This window comes from Streptomyces sp. NPDC005706 (assembly GCF_040631045.1).
Classification (GTDB): domain Bacteria; phylum Actinomycetota; class Actinomycetes; order Streptomycetales; family Streptomycetaceae; genus Streptomyces.
The window spans coordinates 10736-29491 of the sequence record NZ_JBEXYS010000040.1 but is presented as its reverse complement, the minus strand read 5'-3'; the positions used below and the strand labels follow the sequence as shown (position 1 = coordinate 29491).

At 74.0% G+C, this 18756-nt stretch carries 10 protein-coding genes; 3 read left to right on the top strand and 7 right to left on the bottom strand.

Features of this window, described 5'->3' with window-relative positions:
• Window positions 1-18: 18 nt before the first annotated feature.
• Window positions 19-1542 (bottom strand): type VII secretion protein EccB, encoded by a 1524-nt coding sequence (gene eccB, locus ABZ478_RS35660; protein ID WP_359556316.1) that lies wholly within the window; start codon window positions 1540-1542, stop codon window positions 19-21.
• 389 nt (window positions 1543-1931) lie between these two features.
• Between eccB and eccE the strand changes: the two genes are divergently transcribed.
• From eccE to ABZ478_RS35645, 3 genes are all read left to right on the top strand, one after another.
• Window positions 1932-3119: a type VII secretion protein EccE gene (eccE, locus tag ABZ478_RS35655; protein ID WP_359556314.1), complete on the top strand. Its 1188-nt coding sequence runs from the start codon at window positions 1932-1934 to the stop codon at window positions 3117-3119.
• Entirely contained in the window at window positions 3119-3898 is a 780-nt protein-coding gene (locus tag ABZ478_RS35650; protein WP_359556311.1) for a hypothetical protein, read from the top strand. The genes eccE and ABZ478_RS35650 overlap by 1 nt, the downstream gene beginning before the upstream one ends.
• 364 nt (window positions 3899-4262) lie before the next feature.
• Entirely contained in the window at window positions 4263-7796 is a 3534-nt protein-coding gene (locus tag ABZ478_RS35645) for an SCO5717 family growth-regulating ATPase (RefSeq protein ID WP_359556309.1), read from the top strand.
• A 70-nt stretch (window positions 7797-7866) separates the two neighbouring features.
• Here the strand turns inward: ABZ478_RS35645 and ABZ478_RS35640 are convergent, their stop codons facing one another.
• From ABZ478_RS35640 to infB, 6 genes are all read right to left on the bottom strand, one after another.
• Window positions 7867-8814 carry a bifunctional riboflavin kinase/FAD synthetase gene (locus ABZ478_RS35640; RefSeq protein WP_359556306.1) on the bottom strand — a complete coding sequence of 316 codons (948 nt, stop codon included), beginning with the start codon at window positions 8812-8814 and terminating at the stop codon, window positions 7867-7869.
• Window positions 8815-8943: 129 nt separating this feature from the next.
• Entirely contained in the window at window positions 8944-12390 is a 3447-nt protein-coding gene (locus ABZ478_RS35635) for a serine protease (protein WP_359556366.1), read from the bottom strand.
• Window positions 12391-13661: 1271 nt separating this feature from the next.
• On the bottom strand, window positions 13662-14567 hold the full coding sequence (gene truB, locus ABZ478_RS35630) for a tRNA pseudouridine(55) synthase TruB (protein WP_359556303.1): 906 nt from the start codon (window positions 14565-14567) through the stop codon (window positions 13662-13664).
• Window positions 14564-15025 carry a 30S ribosome-binding factor RbfA gene (rbfA, locus tag ABZ478_RS35625; RefSeq protein ID WP_358935815.1) on the bottom strand — a complete coding sequence of 154 codons (462 nt, stop codon included), beginning with the start codon at window positions 15023-15025 and terminating at the stop codon, window positions 14564-14566. The genes truB and rbfA overlap by 4 nt, the downstream gene beginning before the upstream one ends.
• A 52-nt stretch (window positions 15026-15077) precedes the next feature.
• Window positions 15078-15371: a DUF503 domain-containing protein gene (locus ABZ478_RS35620; RefSeq protein ID WP_359556302.1), complete on the bottom strand. Its 294-nt coding sequence runs from the start codon at window positions 15369-15371 to the stop codon at window positions 15078-15080.
• Window positions 15372-15582: 211 nt separating this feature from the next.
• A complete protein-coding gene (infB, locus tag ABZ478_RS35615) occupies window positions 15583-18645 on the bottom strand; it encodes a translation initiation factor IF-2 (protein WP_359556300.1) in 3063 nt (1020 codons plus the stop codon).
• Window positions 18646-18756 lie beyond the last annotated feature (111 nt).

The following is an 18756-nucleotide window of genomic DNA, read 5'->3' as shown; positions in this document are numbered from 1 at the left end:
CGTTCTCCTCCCGCGCCGCTAGGAACCCTGCGGCTGCCGCGCCGCCGACTCCGACAGGCGCGGGCCCGTCGGCAGGAACCTCGACCACTCGACGGGGATGGGCGTGGGCGTCACGTTCTCGTAGCCGAGCCGGGTCTGGGCGATCTTCGCCTCGCTCAGCTCCTCCTTGCGCCGCTTGGCTGAGGTGCCAATGCCCTGGTCGTCGGTGGCGCTGTCGCTGTTGGACTGCAGGGCGTAGCGCAGGCCGGTGTCGGTGACCAGGAAGACGCCGCCGGCGGTGGTCTCGGTGCCCTGGAACTGGCGGTAGAGCTGGCCGGATCCGGGGGTGACGTAGGCGCTGGAGGAACCGGTGGGGAGCTGGGCGGGGAAGTCCTTGCCGACCCAGGTGGACAGGGTGGTGGCGCCCTTGGCGCCGACCGAACGCATGACGTTGCAGAGGGTGTTGCGGCCGCTGGTGGTGCTGGAGCCGTCGTTCACCGTCCTCGGCTTGTACGCGGGCCAGTTACGGCCGCCGTCGAACGTGGTGCTGTCGACGACCGCGCCGGGGCTGACCTGCTGCGCCTCACCGGCCTGGCCCACGCCGACGAGGTCGCCGCTGTTGAGCAGGAGCGTGGCCGTGAACTCGGAGACGCGGGCCACCTTCCCCTTCAGGACGACGTAGTACTGCATCGTCTGCCCGTCGTACGCCTTGATGACCTCGCCGACCTTGTCGTACTGGCGCAGCAGTTCGGAGGCGCCCGCCTTCTCGCCGGGGGTGCCCTGGATCGACGGGATGGAGACCGGGTCGCCCTTGTGGAGGGTGTCGAGCCAGTCCTGGGAGACGCGCTGCGGGGCGCGGCTCTGGGTGTCGAGGGCCTTGAGGAGTTCCTTGTCGGCCGGGTCGGCGATCTCGTACGCGGTGCCCCGCGCGTCGACCACGTACTGGGTCTTGCCGTCGGGGCCGACGACGTACATCAGGTCGCCCTTGGCGAGCTTGTCGCCCCCGTCCGTCCTGGACCACTCCTTCTGCGCGAGGACGAACGCCGCCTTCTGGATGGCCCGGCCGCCGTCGCCGGGGCGCTCGCAGACCGACCAGCGCTTGGTGGCCGAGGCCTCGTCCGGGGTGGGCAGGCGGTCGGGGGCGTAGGGGATGCCGATGGTGGCGCCGTGCGGGGGCTTGCCGCTGTCGAGGATCTTCTCGTCGACGGTGATGACGCTGTCCTTGCCGGGGTCCAGCAGGAGTTTGGCGGAGGCCATGTTGAGGACCGGGTGGAGCTGCTTCTGCTTGCCGGTCTTCAGTACGACGTACCGGGTGGTGGACTTGCTGGCGACGATGACGTGTTCTTCCGGGGTGTCCCAGCCCTTGGGCGCGGTCGGGCTGAACATGCCGATCGCGCCGAACACGGCGAGGACGACGGCGCCGACGACGAGGCCGGGCACCAGTGCCTTCAGCGGCTTCGGGGCGCCCTCCTCGGAACCGGAGGGGGAAGGCTGCAGGAATGACGCGAGCGTGCGGCGCTTCGCGAAGGTGTAGGCGTTGAGTTCGTCCCGCCGTGATGCCATCTGTGTCCGCTCTCTCCCCGTTGCGGAGCCGTGGGGGACCTGTGAAGATCCGTCCCCCGTCCTCGGTTGCGTCTGGTGCCTCGACTGTCAGACCCGGCCCCTACTATGCCTGTTGCGTGGACGTGCGTGTGGCACGGGTAGGGTGCTCAGGGCTTGAAGGGACCGGAGCGCAAGGGATTTCGGGAGAGTTCGGGGGTTTTGGAGTGATGGCTTCCGCAACGCGGGCCCGGTCGCGATCGCAATCGGGGGCACGATCGGGTGACGCGGGCCGGTCGGGTGCCCGCGGCTCTTCCTCCTCCGGGCGGCGTGGTGAGCGGGCTTCCGCGTCCTCGCAGGGCGCTTTCGCTCCGCACACCGAGTCCCGTTCCGGGCGCGGCGGTTCGTTCGCGGTGCAGCGGCTGGTGCTGCTGGAGATCGCGGGCGCGCTCGTGGTGTGCGGCTGGCTCGTCGGCACGGTCGCGCTGATCGTCGCGGGCGCGATCGCCGCGGTGCTGGTGGTGCTCGCCGTCGTACGGCGCCGGGGGCGCTCGCTGCCGGAGTGGCTCGGCACCCTGCTGGCGCTGCGGGCCCGCAACCGGCGCGCCGCGGGCACGCCGGTGCCGGTGGGCACCGACTCCGGTCTGGCGCCCGCCGTGGAGTGCGACCCGTCCCTGCGCACGTACAGCCACAGCCGCGGTGACGACCGCGATCAGCGGCCGATCGGCATGGTGGGCGACGGCGGTTTCCTGACCGCGGTGCTCCAGGTGGAGTCGGACGCGGGCGCGTTGCGCGCGGAGCGCGGCCGCAGACCGCTGCCGGTGGCCCTCGTGCGGGACGTCCTCGAAGTCGACGGGATCCACCTCGAGTCGGCGCAGATCGTGGTGCACACGCAGCCCGCGCCCGCGCTGCACCTGCCGCAGCAGTCGGTGGTGGTGAGCAACTACGCGCCGCTGCAGGCGGAGACCGGTTCTCCCGCGGTGCGCATCACGTGGATCGCGCTGAAGCTCGATCCCGAACTCTGCCCGGAGGCGGTCGCCGCGCGCGGTGGCGGGCTGCTCGGGGCGCAGAAGTGCCTGGCGCGTTCGGCCGAGCACCTGGCGAGCCGGCTGACCGGCGCCGGGTTCCGGGCGAGCGTGCTCAACGAGGAGGAGCTGACGGCGGCCATCGCCACCTCGGCGTGCGCCAACCCCATGGTGACGGCGCAGGCCGCCCAGGCCGGGCGGGGCGAGGCTCCGCAGCGTCGCACCGAGGAGTCCAGCCGCAGCTGGCGCTGCGACAACCGCCGGCACACCACCTACTGGGTGCGTCGCTGGCCGCAACTGGGCGGTTCCGGGGGCTCGCTGGCACAGTTGGTGGCGCGGCTGACCGCGGTGCCCGCGCTGGCGACGACCTTCAGTCTGACCCTGGCCAGGGGCGCGCAGCAGAACGTGTCCATCACGGGTCACCTGCGGATCACCGGCCGCAGCAACCAGGAACTGACCGACGCCCGGCGCGATCTGGAGCGTGCGGCGCGCGAGGCGCGGACCGGGCTCGCCCGCCTGGACCGGGAACAGCTGCCTGGCGTTCTGGCCACCCTGCCGCTCGGAGGTGCCCGCTGATGGCCATCACGACTTCGCCCACCCAGCCGGGTGGGTCGCGTCCGGGCGCGGCCCCGTCGCGCGCGGGTCTCGGCGAGCGGCTGCGGACCGGCTTCGGTCTGCTGGGCCCCCGCCATCCGCGGCACACACTGCCTGTGGAGCAGGCCGACGCGCTGTCCCTGCCGATCGGCGACGACGGTGTGGTGGTCGGCCTGGACACCGAGGGGCAGCCCGCGGTGCTCGGGGTCAACCGTCCGACACCGTTCGACATGGTGCTCATCGGCGGTCTGTGGACCGCGCAGGTCATGGCCCTGCGCGCGGCCGCCACGGGTGCCCGGGTGGCGGTGGAGACGGGCCGGGCCCAGGCCTGGATGCCGATGGTGCACGCCATGGGCGGCGGGCAGAACGGCCTCGCGGTGTACGACGTCGGCCGGGTGCCCCCGCAGGGCGCCTCGGCGGGGACGCCGGTGCTGGTGGTGCGGGACTGCGGTATGCGGCCGCCGCGTGGACGGGTGGCGTCGGCGCCGTGGCAGTCGGTGCTGACGTTGCTGCCGTATCTGAGCCCGGTGGCGCCGCGGTTGATGCGTCAGGCGCGTCTGGTGGGTGTGCAGCGGGTGTCGCCTGACGAGGCGGCGGAGATCGGGCGGGTGCTGGCGCTGCCGCGCCCGGAGCTCGAGGCGCTGCCCACGCTTCCGGACGGCGTGACCCTGTGGTGCACCGAGCGGGACCGGCAGTACGTGATGACGCGGGCGACGGACGCCGAGACCGGGCTGCTGGGCGTGGCACGCCGGATGGACTGACACGCGTCCAACTTGGCCCGTTTTCGAGCTGGATTGGCGACTTTTCGCGTCAATTCCGGCGCCTCCGGGGGCTGAACGCGGTGCGTTTTCGTCACGTTTTGGTGTACGTCGATGCGCGCCCCGCCCCTCGTAGGCCCGGTGTGACGCCGCGGAGCAGGCAGGTTGGGGGCGGACGGGCCTGCCGGGCCCGCGCTTTTGGTGATTAGGCTGGGGCAGGGCACGTCGCGAGTTCCCGCGAGCGGGCGGAACGGCTTCGCGACTGAGGGGGCCAGTGGCCCACGCGGGGAGGCCCCGGCGACATCGCACGACGGAACGGGGCGCCCCGAGCACGGCATGAGGGTGCCCGACCACACCAGGAGGAACTGTGAGCAGCGATCGGGACGGCATCCGCGGGGGCTGGGCCACACCCGGCGATGACCAGCCCGACGCGGAATCGGCCATCGAGACCACCGGCGAGTTCACCATCGACTACGCCCCGCCCGCCTGGTACACGCAGAACGCGTCCGGGACGCAGGGAGGTTCCGGTGGCGCGGGCGACGCCGGTGGCGCCCATGGTTCCGGTACGGCCGGCGGCGCTGGTGTCCCCGGTGCCGCTCCGCTTCCGCAGTTCCCGTCCGGGGCCCCCGATTCGGGGCCGACGCCGCCGCCGTACGCGACTCCGGCGGCCGGTACGGCGACGCCAGGCGCCCCGTACGCCCCGCCGGTCCCGCCCGCTCCCCCGGCGCACGCGCCGGGCGCGCCCTTCGCACCGCCCGCTCCCGCCCCGGGGGCGCCGTTCGCCTCGCAGGCTCCGGCCGGCGGTCCCGGTGCGCCGTACGCCCCTCCCGCGCCCCCGACGGGGAGCCCGGTTCCGGTGCCGCGACTGCCCGAGGGGTTCGAGCCGCAGCAGCCGTCGCGGCCGGCCGAACCGCCCCGGCAGGAGAGCTCGGCCGCGGCCGCCGCGCCGCCGACCGCGCCCGAGCCGGACAACGGGGACCTGGACAGCGGGGCGACCATGCGGTTCTCCGCCGTCGCGCTGAAGCGCGAGATGGCCGAGATCGCGGAGCGGGCTGAGCGCGCGGCCGCCGCGGAGGAGGCCGCCGGTGCCGCGGACGAGGCTTTGGCTCACGGTGCCGGCCCGCTCGCGGAGGACGGTGAGCCCCCGGCTGGGGCCGAGGGCGAGGTCGCTTCGCCGGACGGCTCCGCAGAGAAGAGCGCCGGCGAGAACGGCAGCGGTGACGGTGACTCCGATGCCGCCGCTGTCGCCGCTGTCGCCGCTGTCGCCGCTGTAGACGCGTCGGACGGGGACGCCGAGGGAGCGGACGCCGATGCGGCCGCTCACTCCGCCGAGTCGGCCGAGGTCACGGAGCCCGCCGGGTCCGCCGAGACCGACGGGTCCGCAGAGAGTGCGGCGGGGGCCGGTCCCGCGGGTTCGGAAGCGGAAGGCGACACGGAGACAGGGGCCGCGGAAGGCACCGCCCCCGAGGGCCGGAGCGAAGACGACGAGGCCGCCGAGGCCGCCGTCGCCGTGTCGGCGCAGGACGGCACGGCCGCCGACGCCCGGCCGGACGCACCGGAGTCCGGCGACGTCCCGGCGCGGGACGGTACGCCCGAGGGTGGCGCTCCGCAGGCCGGTGCCCCGCAGCACTCCGCTCCTGCCGATCCGGCCGCTCCCGGCACTCCCCAGGGCGCACCGCCCGCCTGGGGGCCTCCGCCCGCGCAGAACGGACTGCCTCCGCTGCCGCCGTCGTACCAGCCCGCCGCCCCTGCGTCGGCCGCCCAGTGGCCCGCGCAGGCCGCGCAAGCGCAGCAGCAGCAGCCGGGCCCGATGCCGGCCGGACAGGCGGAGCCTGCCGCGGCGCAGGGCCCGGGAGGTGTGCCCGGGCAGCAGCCGCCGTTCCAGCCGCAGGCGCCTCAGCCCGCGCCCGCCGCCTGGCGCCAGCCCGGTCAGCCGCCGGCCGCCGGAGCACCCGGACACCCGGGCCCCACGCCCGAACAGCCCGGCGGTTACGGCTTCCCCCAGCAGGGACAGCAGCAGCCGAACGCGGCCGCACCTCAGCCGCAGCACCCCGGCATGCCCAACCCCCAGCCTCAGCCCGGCGGTTACGGCTTCCCCCAGCAGGGACAGCAGCAGGCCCCCACCGGCCCCACCCCGCCCGGCGGCTACGGCTTCCCCCAGCAGGGACAGCAGCAGCCCAACGCGGCCGCACCTCAGCCGCAGCACCCCGGCATGCCCAACCCCCAGCCTCAGCCCGGCGGTTACGGCTTCCCCCAGCAGGGACAGCAGCAGGCCCCCACCGGCCCCACCCCGCCCGGCGGCTACGGCTTCCCCCAGCAGGGACAGCAGCAGCCCAACGCGGCCGCACCCCAGCCGCAGCACCCCGGCATGCCCAACCCCCAGCCTCAGCCCGGCGGTTACGGCTTCCCCCAGCAGGGACAGCCGGGACAGCCGCAGCCGTCCGCGCAGAACCCGGAGGCCGGTGCGGCGGGCCAGGCCGCGCAGCCGGCCGCCGATCCCCGGGCCGGTGCCGCATGGCCGCAGCCGATCCAGCACGACCAGCGGCAGCCGACCAACCCGGGTGCCGCGCCGCTGGGTTACACCGCGGCCGTGGAGCTGTCCTCGGACCGGCTGCTCAACAACAAGCGGCAGAAGGCGAAGAGCGGCCGGCCCGCCGCCGTCGGGTCCCGTTTCAAGCTGGGCGCGAAGAAGGAGGAGGCAGAGCGGCAGCGGAAGCTGGACCTGATCCGCACGCCGGTGCTGTCCTGCTACCGGATCGCGGTCATCAGCCTCAAGGGCGGCGTCGGCAAGACGACCACCACCACCGCCCTCGGCTCGACCCTCGCCACCGAGCGGCAGGACAAGATCCTCGCGATCGACGCGAACCCGGACGCCGGCACGCTCGGCCGCCGGGTGCGCCGGGAGACCGGGGCGACCATCCGCGATCTGGTCCAGGCGATCCCGTACCTGAACTCGTACATGGACATCCGGCGGTTCACGTCGCAGGCGCCCTCCGGTCTGGAGATCATCGCCAACGACGTCGACCCGGCCGTCTCGACCACGTTCAACGACGAGGACTACCGGCGCGCCATCGACGTGCTGGGCAGGCAGTACCCGGTGATCCTCACCGACTCCGGCACGGGCCTGCTCTACAGCGCGATGCGCGGGGTGCTCGACCTCGCCGACCAGCTGATCATCATCTCGACGCCGTCCGTCGACGGGGCGAGCAGCGCCAGCACCACGCTGGACTGGCTGTCCGCGCATGGCTACGCCGACCTGGTCTCCCGGTCGATCACGGTCATCTCCGGGGTACGCGAGACCGGCAAGATGATCAAGGTCGAGGACATCGTTTCGCACTTCGAGACCCGCTGCCGCGGGGTGATCGTGGTGCCCTTCGACGAGCATCTGGCCGCCGGTGCCGAGGTCGACCTCGACATGATGCGGCCGAAGGTGCGGGAGGCGTACTTCAACCTCGCGGCCATGGTCGCCGAGGACATCGTGCGGCACCAGCAGATGCACGGTCTGTGGACCAACGACGGCAACCCGCCTCCGGTGGCCGCCCCGCCGATGCCGGGCCGGCAGATGCCGGCCCAGCCGTACCCGGGTCAGCCGATGCCGGGCCAGCCGTACCCCGGACAGCCCGCGGCGGACCAGCCCTACCCCGGTCAGCCGTATCCGGGTCAGCCGTATCCGGGTCAGTCACACCAGGGCCAGCCCTATCCGCAGCAGCCCGGCCAGCCGTACGCGCCGCAGCAGCAGCCGTACCCGCCGCAGCAGGCACAGCCGGGGCAGGCGCAGCCGTACCCGGGGCAGCAGGCACAGCCGGGCCCGCCCCACCAGCAGGACGCCCCCGCCCAGCCCTATCCGCCGCAGCCCGCCCCGCCCCAGGCCCAGCCCCCGCAGGCTCCGCCGCAGCGGTAGGCCACGGGGACGGTACGACGAAAGGCGGCCGGTGCGCATCGCACCGGCCGCCCTTCCATGTCCAGGGGGTCTACGCCTCCGCGGCCACGATCTCCCGGCACCGCTTCACGTCGTCGGACATCTGCTCCAGCAGCGCCTCGAGCGACTCGAACTTCGCCTGGCCGCGGACATAGGCGACGAAGTCGACGGCGACGTGCAGGCCGTACAGATCGAGGCCGACGCGGTCGATGGCGTACGCCTCCACCGTGCGCTCGGTGCCGTCGAACTGCGGGTTGGTGCCCACCGAGATCGCGGCCGGCATGGCCTCGCCCTGCGCGTGCAGATAGCCGGCGTACACGCCGTCGGCCGGGATCGCGGTGTGCGGGAGCGTCTCCACGTTGGCCGTGGGGAAGCCCATCTCACGGCCGCGCTGGGCACCGCGCACCACCACGCCCTCCACGCGGTGCGGACGGCCCAGGATCTCGCGGGCGCCGGTCACATCGCCCTCGGCGACCAGGCGCCGGGTCAGGGTCGAGGAGAACGGCTCGCCGCCGCCCGCCTCGCCGGTGACGTACAGGTCGACGACCTCGACCCCGAAGTCGTAGATCTCGCCCTGCTCGGTGAGGAACCCGACATTGCCGGCCGCCTTGTGGCCGAAGCGGAAGTTCGGGCCCTCGACGACCTCCTTGGCGTGCAGCTTGTCGACCAGGACCTTGACCACGAACTCGGCGGGCGACAGCTTCGAGAACTCGGTCGTGAAGGGGAGGATCAGGACGGCGTCGACGCCCAGTTCCGTCATCAGCTCGGCCCGGCGGTGGTGCGGGGCGAGCAGCGGCGGGTGGCTGCCGGGGCGGACGACCTCACTGGGGTGCGGGTCGAAGGTGACGACGACGGCCGGGACACCCAGCTCGCGGGCGCGGTCGACGGCGTGCTTGATGATCAGCTGGTGGCCGCGGTGGACGCCGTCGTAGGAACCGATGGTGACGACGCTGCGCCCCCAGTCCTGGGGGATGTCCTCCAAGCCACGCCAGCGCTGCACTGTGACCGCTCCTCGAACCCTTGTCCGTGTCTACCGTTGACCTCTTGTGCAGGTCTAAGGGTGCCATGCCGGGTGCCCGGCGCCCGCATCGGCATGGAGGCTGTGACCGGGCGCACGTTCCCCGGCAGCTCAGGCCGGTACGCGGACGCCGGCCAGGTTGTCGATCATGCGGTGGGCGCTGGGGCCCACCACCGCGGCCCAGTCGTCGGGGGCCTCGCTCAGCCAGCGGGCCATCCGGGCGGCGAAGCCGGGCGCGTGCCGGGCCAGGTCGACCAGGGCGCAGTCGAAGCGGGTGGCGCCCTCGGGGGTGCGGACGAGGAGCAGCCCGGTGCGGTGGACCAGTGCGCGCAGCTCCGTCTCCCGGCCGTCTCCGTGCGGGGCCGCGGCGTACAGGACGGCGTCCAGGACGGACGGCTCCCGCTCGTGGGCGAGCAGGAGGTCGAGCAGCTCGCGGCGCAGGGGCCGTGAGGCGAGGGCTCCGGGGGCGGCGAGGACGGTGGCCAGGGCCGCCCGGACCTCCTCGGGGCCGTCGTCGAGCAGTCCGGTGACCAGGGGCAGCAGTACGGAGCGGGTGGCGGGGCCCCGGTCCAGGCAGCGGTCCACGTAGTCGGCCACGGGCGCGGCCAGCTCCGGGCGTGTCTCCACCGCGTCCCGGACCAGGGCGGCGACCCGGCCGGCGACGGCATGGGAGGTGATGTCGGCGAGCGGGCGCAGTGTCTCCCCGGCGTCCGGGCCGCCATCACCGCTCAGGCGGGCGCGGAACGCCTCCAGGACCGGCCCGGGGTGGGTGTCCAGGACCGGGACCAGGGCGGCGGGCGGGAACAGCGGATCGCCGTCGGCGAAGTGGCGCAGGGCCTCGGTCAGGTGCCGTTCACGGGTTGCGGGGTCGCGGACCAGGAGGGCGAGGGCACCGCCGTGCAGCGTGCGGTCGGCGGGGCGGGCGAGCAGGGCGAGGGCGGCGTAGCGCAGCAGCTCCCGGTCGGCCGCCGAGTGGACGTGGGGGGCCGCGCGCAGCCCGGACACGACGGCCGCGGCGCGGCGGGCGGGGCGCTCGTCGTGCGCCCAGCGGTCGACGGCCCGGCAGAGCGCCGAGGGCTCGTCCTCGGCGAGGACGGCGAGCAGTTCGTCGGCGCGCGGGTGCGCACTGGTGGCGAGCACCTCGGTCAGGTCGTCCAGGGCCCCGTGCCGGTGGGTGTGCAGCAGCGCCTGGGCTGCGGTGGCCACGGTGGCGTCCGGGGCCGCGGGCAGCGGCCGCTCGTCGTCGAACCAGCCGGCCAGGTACGGCTGTACGACGCGGGGCCGGGCGGCGAGCAGCCGGGCCACGGCGTCGAGGTGACGTCCGCCCGCGTCGGCCGGCTCCGGTGGCGCGGTGTCCGCCAGGACCAGCTCGCGCAGCAACGAGAGGCGTTCCTCGACCGGGACGGGCAGTGCGGTCCAGAAGGCCGGCCCGAACTCGGTGGGCACAGGGCGCTGTTCGCGGCGCCAGGTGACGATGTGATCGGCGAGGATGCGCAGCACCACGGTGTACGGCGTCGCGTCCGGGACGGCCAGCAGAGTACGGGCGAGGAGCCGGGCGGGCCACCAGGAATTCGGCTCCGTGTCGATGGCGTCCGTCAACTCACGGAGTCGCAGCGTGAGTTCGCGGTGGCCCTGCTGGCGGGCGAGCAGGAGCAGGGCCTGGACCACCGGTCCGACTCGGTGGTGCGGCAGGGGCGTGAGGTGCGGATCCCGCGGGGGGCGGTGGACGAGGGCGTCGAGGGCCTCGTCCAGGTCGAGGTGCAGACCCTGGATCCAGTCGGCCAGTTCCTCGTGGGCGAAGCGGTAGCCGTCGCCGGCCGGGACCAGGAGACCTTCGGCGAGGACGGCGGAGGCCCAGCCGGAGCCGCCGCCCAGCCGCGCCGGAGCGGGCCCCCACGGGAACACCGCCTCGAAGGACTCCCGGTCCAGCTCGCCCTGTCCGGTGCCGAGGCTGCGCCGGGCGGCCTCGTGCGCCTGCCCGGCCACCCGGGCGGCGAGCCGCCGTACGGCCGTGCCGCGCAGGCCGTTCTCGGCGGCGAGGCGGACCGCGACACGCAGGCACATCAGGTCCAGGTGGGCGGCGAGGACCTCGTGCCGGTCGACGGGGCCGGCGGGCGGAACGTCGTCCGGAAGGGCGGCGCGGACCTCGGAGAGCAGGCGCAGGGTGAGCGGGTGCCGGGCGTCGCGGTCGTCGAGGACTCCCTCGGGGACGCGGTAGCGGGCACGGGCCTCGCGGGCCTCCTCGCGGGTGAGATCGTCGATCCGCACGCACGGCGGCAGCGGGGCCCCGGCTTCCGCCGTGGTCGGGGCGTGCAGCAGACCGGCGGGGAGCTCGGCTCCGGCACGCTCCCAGTACTCCTCCCGGCAGGCCACCACCAGCCGCGTCCCGGTCTCCCCCAGCCACTCCGCCGTGTCCCTGATCCACTCGGGCAGTCGGCCGGCGAGGGCGGGCGGCATCTCCTCCGGTCCGTCGAGCAGGAGCAGCAGCGGCCGGCCCGCCCGCCGTGCGAGGCCGGCCACCCGCTCGGGAGTGGGGTCGGCGGTACCTGCGGGCGGCGCGGAGGGACCGGCGGCGACGATACGCGCGGCGCGCGCCAGGCAGCGGCGCACCGCGTCGGCCACGGACCCGTCGGCGTCCTCGAGGTCGGCACCACGCAGCCACAGGGTGGGGGCGGGCCGCCCGGCCCCATGGCGGCGGGCGGCGAGGGCCCCGAGTTCCGTCGTACGGCCGCTGCCCGGGGCGCCGACGAGGCCGAGCACGGCGCGTCCCGCGGCGGCCGCACCATCGCCATGGCCACCGGCATCGGCATCGGCGAAGGCACCCAACTCGACTGTCACTCGCTCTCGTTCGACCGGCCGCACGGGAGTGAGGCCGGCCGCGCCGGTGTGTCCGGCCAGGGCGCCGGGCGGGCCGTCCTGGCCCACGGAGGTGGCGGCCAGTTCGAGGACACCGGCCAGGTTGAGGTCGGCGCCGTGGGCGGGCACGGTCGCCGCGTTGCGGGTGAGCAGTTCGGCGAGCGGGCCCTCGGCCGCCGGTCGCAGGGGCACCGCGAACCCGGTGTCGCGCCGGGCGGAGCGCAGGGCGGTGCCGAGCACGGCGAGCACCGCACCGGTCCCGGCGTCGAGCACCGGTCCCCCGGTCGCGCCACCGCCGAGCCGGAGCGCGTCCTGACCCGCCGTTCCGATGGCGAGTTCCAGGGCGTCGTCGATGAGGTGGAAGCGGTCGGTCGCGGTGTAGGTCACCTGGGTGGCGGCCAGTACGCGTGCCTCGCGCCAGCAGCCGGCGGCGACTCTGACGTAGGCACCGGACTCGACCCGTTCGCGAACCGTCAGCGGCAGCGGCGCCACGTCCAGCCCCTCCGTACGCACCAGGGCCAGCCCGAGCTCGGGCAGCGCGGTGACGGCCTCGACGCCGACCAGGCAGGTGCGCTGCCCGGCGGCGTGCAGTACGAGCCGCCCGAGCCCGTCGACGGCCTCGTGACTGGTGAGGAGGGTGCCACTGTGATCGGCCAGAAACCCCGTGCCCCGGGGACGCCCGGCCAGATCACGGATCTGCACGAGCCCGTCGAACCCGGCGCGGTCCGCGCCACGACCACGGCCGGCGACAACGGCCCGACCCGGCACGGCGATCCGGCTCAGGGCACCGGCCCGCCCGGGATAGCCGGTCACGCTCTGACCGCCGGTCTCTTTTGGCCCGGCGATCGGCCCCAGCCAGGCGATCGGCCCCGGCCCGCCGATCCGCTCCGGGCCGTCGATCGGGATCGGGCCGTCGACCGGGATCGGGCCGACGGCATGCCGCGAATCACCGGTCCGGCTCGAATCGCCGGTTCCCTTCAGCCCGCTGATCGGCCCCGGGCCGTCGGCACGCCCCGACTCACCGGACGCCCTCGGACCGACGATCGGCCCTGGGCCGTCGACACGCCCCGAATCACCGGCTGCCCTCGGGCCACCGGACTCCTTCAGCCCGCATGGCGGCTCCAGGCCGCCGGCCCGCCACGGGGCAACGGTCCCGCCCGGAACGGCGGTCGAGCCCGAGTCTCCGGTCGCCCCAAGTGCGCCGGCACGGCTGGAGCCACCGCCCCCGCCCAGGCCACCGGTCGACTCCGGGCCGCCGGCACCGCTGGAGCCACCGGCCCCGTCCTGGACGGCCACACGGCTCGAATCGCCACTCCCCCTCGGGGCGGCGATCCAGCCCGGGAGGCCGACCCAGCTCGCTTTGACGGTCTGCCTGGGGACGCCGATCCCGTCTGAGCCACCGACCCTGCCCGGATCGCCGACGGGGCTCGGCGATCCGGTCACGCTCGGGTAGCCGATGGGGCCTGGGCCGCCAACCGGTCCCGAAGCAGCGGCGGGGGCGCTGTCGCCGGTCTGGGCGGGGAAGCCGTCCCGCCCCGCGGCGCCGGCCCCGTCCGTGCGGCCGGCCGTGCTCACCTCGCCCGGGACGACGGCCCCGCTCGAGTCGCCGTCGCCGGGGTCCGGGAACTCCGTGCGGTTGATGGGCCGGGCGGGGTCCAAGGCGTCGGTGGGTTCTGGCTTTTCGTCCTGTGCCGCCATGGCCGTACCCTCCCCGCCCGTACACGCGTGCCCTCGTCTTCGACGGTAGGCGGGGGATGATCAGCGGGACAGTTCGCGGAGCGAAAGCGCCCCCTTCCGCTCCCCCGGTTCACTCCGAGCGCCCGCCCGGTCGGGTGAATGAGCGGGGGCGGCTGGATACACCCTAGGGGTGGGGGAACCGAGGGGGGACCCGTGGAGCGGCGGCACCGGCGGTACCCCGTGGCCGCCGCCGCTCCACGGGCAGGCTTGAGCGCCGCCCGGAGGCCGGGTCCCGGTCAGCCGAAGACGGCCAGGCTCTTCGCCTTGCCCTTCTGCTCCTCGACGAGGGCGAGGAATCGGCCCTCCAGGTCGAACACGGCGACGGGTCCGGCGCCCGCGTACTCCTCGGGCATCTCCAGGCGGACGCCGTTGAGCAGCAGCCCGGCGCGCCGGGCGTCCACCCGCCAGCGCGGGAACGCCGCCGTGGCCGCCTCGGCGATGGGCATCACGGTCAGCTCCTGCTGGAGCTGGTCGAGCGTCTTCGCGGAGTCGAGCTTGTACGGCCCGACGCGCGTCCTGCGCAGCGCGGTGAGGTGGCCGCCGACGCCCAGGTCGGCGCCCAGGTCGCGGGCGAGGGCGCGGATGTAGGTACCGGACGAGCAGACCACCGAGACGACCAGGTCGAGCACGGCGGTGCCGTCCTCGGCGACGGCGTCACGGACGTCGTACACCGCGAACGAGGACACGGTGACCGGGCGGGCCGGGATCTCGAACTCCTCGCCCTCACGGGCCCGCTTGTACGACCGCACGCCGTTGATCTTGATGGCGCTGACCTTGGACGGCACCTGCATGATGGCGCCGGTCAGCTTGGCGATGCCGGCGTCGATGGCGTCCCGGGTCACCTCGGAGGCGTCCGCGGTGGAGATGATCTCCCCCTCGGCGTCGTCGGTGAGCGTGTTCTGGCCCAGGCGGATGGTGCCCAGGTACTCCTTCTCGGTCAGCGCGAGGTGCCCGAGGAGCTTGGTGGCACGCTCGACACCGAGGACCAGGACGCCGGTCGCCATGGGGTCGAGGGTGCCCGCGTGGCCGACCCGGCGGGTCCGGGCGATGCCGCGCATCTTGGCGACCACGTCGTGCGAAGTGAAGCCCGACGGCTTGTCGACGATGACAAGGCCGTCGGGCGTGGTGTGCTTCTGGGTCATTCCGCGGCGTCGCCGTCCGTCTCGGCGCTCTCGTCCTCGTCCGGCTTGCGGTACGGGTCGGCGCCGCCCGCGTACGCCGCGCCCGCGGAGGCCTCGCGGACCTTCGCGTCGGACTGCCGGGCCTTGTCGAGGAGGTCCTCGATGGTGCGGGCGGTGTCCGGAAGGGCGTCCGCGACGAAGCTGAGGGTCGGCGTGAACTTCACACCGGCCGCGCGGCCGACCTCGGAGCGCAGGATGCCCTTGGCGCTCTCCAGGCCGGCGGCCGCGGCCTGCCGCTCCTCGTCGTCCCCGTAGACCGTGTAGAAGACGGTCGCCTCCCGCAGGTCACCCGTGACCCGGGTGTCCGTGATGGTGACGTGCGAGCCGAGCCGCGGGTCCTTGATCCCGCGCTGCAGCTTCTGGGCCACCACCTCCCGGATGAGGTCCGCCAGCCTTTTCGCCCGCGCGTTGTCGGCCACTGGTCCGTCTCCCGTTCTTTCTTCTTCTGGCGTTCTGTTGGTCTGGTCGTCGTCAGTCGTCTTCACCGTGGAGGCGCCGTCTCACGGACAGCAGTTCCACTTCGGGGCGGCCGGCGACCAGCCGTTCGCACCGGTCCAGTACGTCGGCGAGGTGCGCCGTGTCGCCGGAGACCATGGCCATGCCGATGATCGCTCGCCGGTGGAGGTCCATGTGGTCCACCTCGGCCGCGCTCACCGCGTACTTACGCTGGAGTTCGGCGACGATCGGGCGGACGACGGAGCGCTTCTCCTTCAGCGAGTGGACGTCGCCGAGGAGCAGGTCGAAGGACAGAGTCCCCACGTACATGTGTGTAACCGGTTCACCCGCCGGTACGGGATCGGTGGCCCCGGGTCCGTATGGCCGGGGACACCAAGAACGGTACCCCGTACCCGCCGGTGGCTCGACAGGGTTTCCGCGGCACCGTCGGCCGGACCGTTGCCCGGGGACGGAGCCCCCGGGCAACGGCACGCCGGCCGGCGGGACCGCAGTCCCGCCGGCCGGCGGCGAACCGTGGGTGTTACACCCGCGGCTTCTCTCGCATCTCGTACGTCGCGATGACGTCGTCGACCTTGATGTCGTTGAAGTTTCCGAGGTTGATACCACCCTCGTAGCCTTCGCGGATCTCGGTGACGTCGTCCTTGAAGCGACGCAGGCCCTCGATGTTGAGGTTCTCCGCGACCACCTTGCCGTCGCGGATGAGGCGCGCCTTGGTGTTGCGCTTGACCTCGCCGGACCGGATGAGCACACCGGCGATGTTGCCCAGCTTGGACGACTTGAAGACCTCGCGGATCTCCGCCGTGCCGAGCTCGACCTCCTCGTACTCCGGCTTGAGCATGCCCTTGAGGGCCGCCTCGATCTCCTCGATCGCCTGGTAGATGACCGAGTAGTACCGGACGTCCACGCCCTCGCGCTCGGCCATCTGCGCCGCGCGGCCGGCCGCGCGGACGTTGAAGCCGATCACGATGGCGTCCGAGCCCATCGCCAGGTCGATGTCGGACTCCGTGACCGCACCGACGCCGCGGTGCAGGACGCGGATGTCGACCTCTTCGCCGACGTCCAGCTGGAGCAGCGAGGACTCGAGGGCCTCGACCGAACCGGAAGCGTCACCCTTGATGATCAGGTTCAGCTGCTGGACCTCGCCGGCCTTGAGCACCTTGTCCAGGTCCTCCAGCGACACGCGGCGCGTGCGCTTGGCGAACGCGGCGTTGCGCTCACGGGCGGCACGCTTCTCGGCGATCTGACGGGCCGTACGGTCCTCGTCGACCACCAGGAAGTTGTCGCCCGCACCCGGGACGTTGGTCAGGCCCAGGACCTGGACCGGCGTCGAGGGTCCGGCCTCGGCGACGTTGTTGCCGTTGTCGTCGAGCATGGCGCGCACCCGGCCGTAGGCGTCGCCCACGACCATCGTGTCGCCGACCCGCAGCGTGCCTCGCTGGACGAGGACCGTCGCCACGGCACCGCGGCCGCGGTCGAGACGGGACTCGATCGAGATGCCCTGCGCGTCCTGGTGCGGGTTGGCCCGCAGGTCGAGCGAGGCGTCGGCCGTGAGGACCACGGCCTCCAGCAGCGAGTCGATGTGCAGACCCTGCTTGGCGGAGATGTCGACGAACATCGTGTCGCCGCCGTACTCCTCGGCCACCAGGCCGTACTCGGTCAGCTGACCGCGCACCTTGGTCGGGTCGGCACCCTCGACGTCGATCTTGTTGACCGCGACGACGATCGGCACCTCGGCGGCCTTGGCGTGGTTGAGCGCCTCGACCGTCTGCGGCATGACGCCGTCGTTGGCCGCGACGACCAGGATCGCGATGTCGGTCGACTTCGCACCACGGGCACGCATGGCGGTGAACGCCTCGTGACCAGGGGTGTCGATGAAGGTGATCTTGCGCTCTTCGTCGTTGACCTCGGTCGCGACCTGGTAGGCACCGATGTGCTGGGTGATGCCGCCGGCCTCGCCCGCGATGACGTTCGTCTTGCGGATGGCGTCGAGCAGTCGGGTCTTACCGTGGTCGACGTGACCCATGACGGTCACGACCGGCGGACGGACGACCAGGTCCTCCTCGGAGCCCTCGTCCTCACCGAACTCGATGTCGAAGGACTCGAGCAGCTCGCGGTCCTCCTCCTCGGGGCTGACGATCTGAACCGTGTAGTTCATCTCGCCGGCGAGGAGCTGCAGGGTCTCGTCGGAGACGGACTGCGTGGCGGTGACCATCTCGCCGAGGTTCATCATGACCGCGACGAGGGACGCCGGGTTGGCGTTGATCTTCTCCGCGAAGTCCGTGAGCGACGCGCCGCGGGAGAGGCGGATGGCCTCGCCGTTGCCGCGCGGCAGCATCACGCCGCCGACGCTCGGGGCCTGCATGGCCTCGTACTCCTGGCGCCTCTGCCGCTTCGACTTGCGGCCACGACGCGCGGGACCGCCGGGACGGCCGAAGGCGCCCTGCGTGCCACCGCGGCCACCGGGACCGCCGGGACGGCCACCGAAGCCGGGACGGCCACCGCCGCCACCGGGACCACCGGGACGACCGGCGAAGCCGCCGCCACCGCCACCGGGACCACCGGGACGACCGGCGAAGCCGCCACCGCCGCCACCCGGGCGACCGGCGAAGCCGCCGCCACCCGGACGACCGCCGCCGCCACCGGGACGACCGCCGCCACCGGGACCACGGCCGCCGGGGCCACCGCCACCGGGACGCGGGCCGGCAGCGGGACGCTGCGGCATCATGCCGGGGTTCGGACGCGGACCGGCCGGGCCGGGACGCGGACCGCCCTGCGGGCGGGGCATGCCGGACGGCGACGGACGGTTACCGCCCGGAGCCTGCGGACGCGGACCGCCGCCCTGGCCGGGAGCCTGCGGACGGGGACCGGCGCCGGGGGCACCGGGACCGCCGTGGCCTCCGGCCGGCCGGGGTCCGCCCTGCGGACGGGGCGCCTGCGGGCGCGCCATACCGGTGGAGCCACCGGACGTGAAGGGGTTGTTGCCCGGACGCGGGCCGGCCGGGCGGGCACCCGGACGCTGACCCTGGCCACCGGGGCGCTGGGCACCCTGGCCGGGACGGCCACCCTGGCCCTGACCGGGAGCCGCGGGACGGCCACCGGGCTTCGGCGCACCCGGACGGGCGCCGCCGGGACGCGGGCCCTGCGCGGCCGGAGCCTGCGGGGTCTGCGCGGGCGGAGCCGGCGGAGCGGTGAACTCCGGGGCGGCCGGCGCCGGACGCGGCGCGGGCTTCGGACCCGGGACCGGACGCGGGCCGGGGGCCGGCGTCGAGGCGGCGGGAGCCGACGGAGCCGCGGGCTGCGGGGCGGCCGGCGGCTTGGGGGCGCCCGGCTTCGGTGCAGCCGGACGGGCCGCCTGCGCCGGAGACGGCGCGGCGGGCCTGGGGGCAGCCTTGCGGGGGGCGGGCTTGCCGGACTTGCCGGAGCCACCACCCTGGAAGGCGTCGGTCAGCTTGCGTACTACGGGCGCTTCGATCGTCGAAGACGCCGAACGGACGAATTCACCGAGTTCCTGGAGCTTGGCCATGACGACCTTGCTCTCCACACCGAACTCCTTGGCGAGTTCGTAGACCCGGACCTTAGCCACTTCGCTCCTCTGAGGTCCGGGTTGCGTCCGGACCGTCGCTAGTTCATGGGCGTACTCATCGCGTACTCATCGAGTGCTCATCGCAATCTCGACCTGCTTTCGACTCGCGAG

What these genes read in the sequence shown, in the direction of transcription:
- ABZ478_RS35650 (WP_359556311.1), top strand. Translation starts at nt 3,119, where the DNA reads ATGGCCATCACGACTTCGCCCACCCAGCCGGGTGGGTCGCGTCCGGGC.
- ABZ478_RS35620 (WP_359556302.1), bottom strand. Translation starts at nt 15,371, where the DNA reads ATGTACGTGGGGACTCTGTCCTTCGACCTGCTCCTCGGCGACGTCCAC.
- truB (WP_359556303.1), bottom strand. Translation starts at nt 14,567, where the DNA reads ATGACCCAGAAGCACACCACGCCCGACGGCCTTGTCATCGTCGACAAG.
- eccB (WP_359556316.1), bottom strand. Translation starts at nt 1,542, where the DNA reads ATGGCATCACGGCGGGACGAACTCAACGCCTACACCTTCGCGAAGCGC.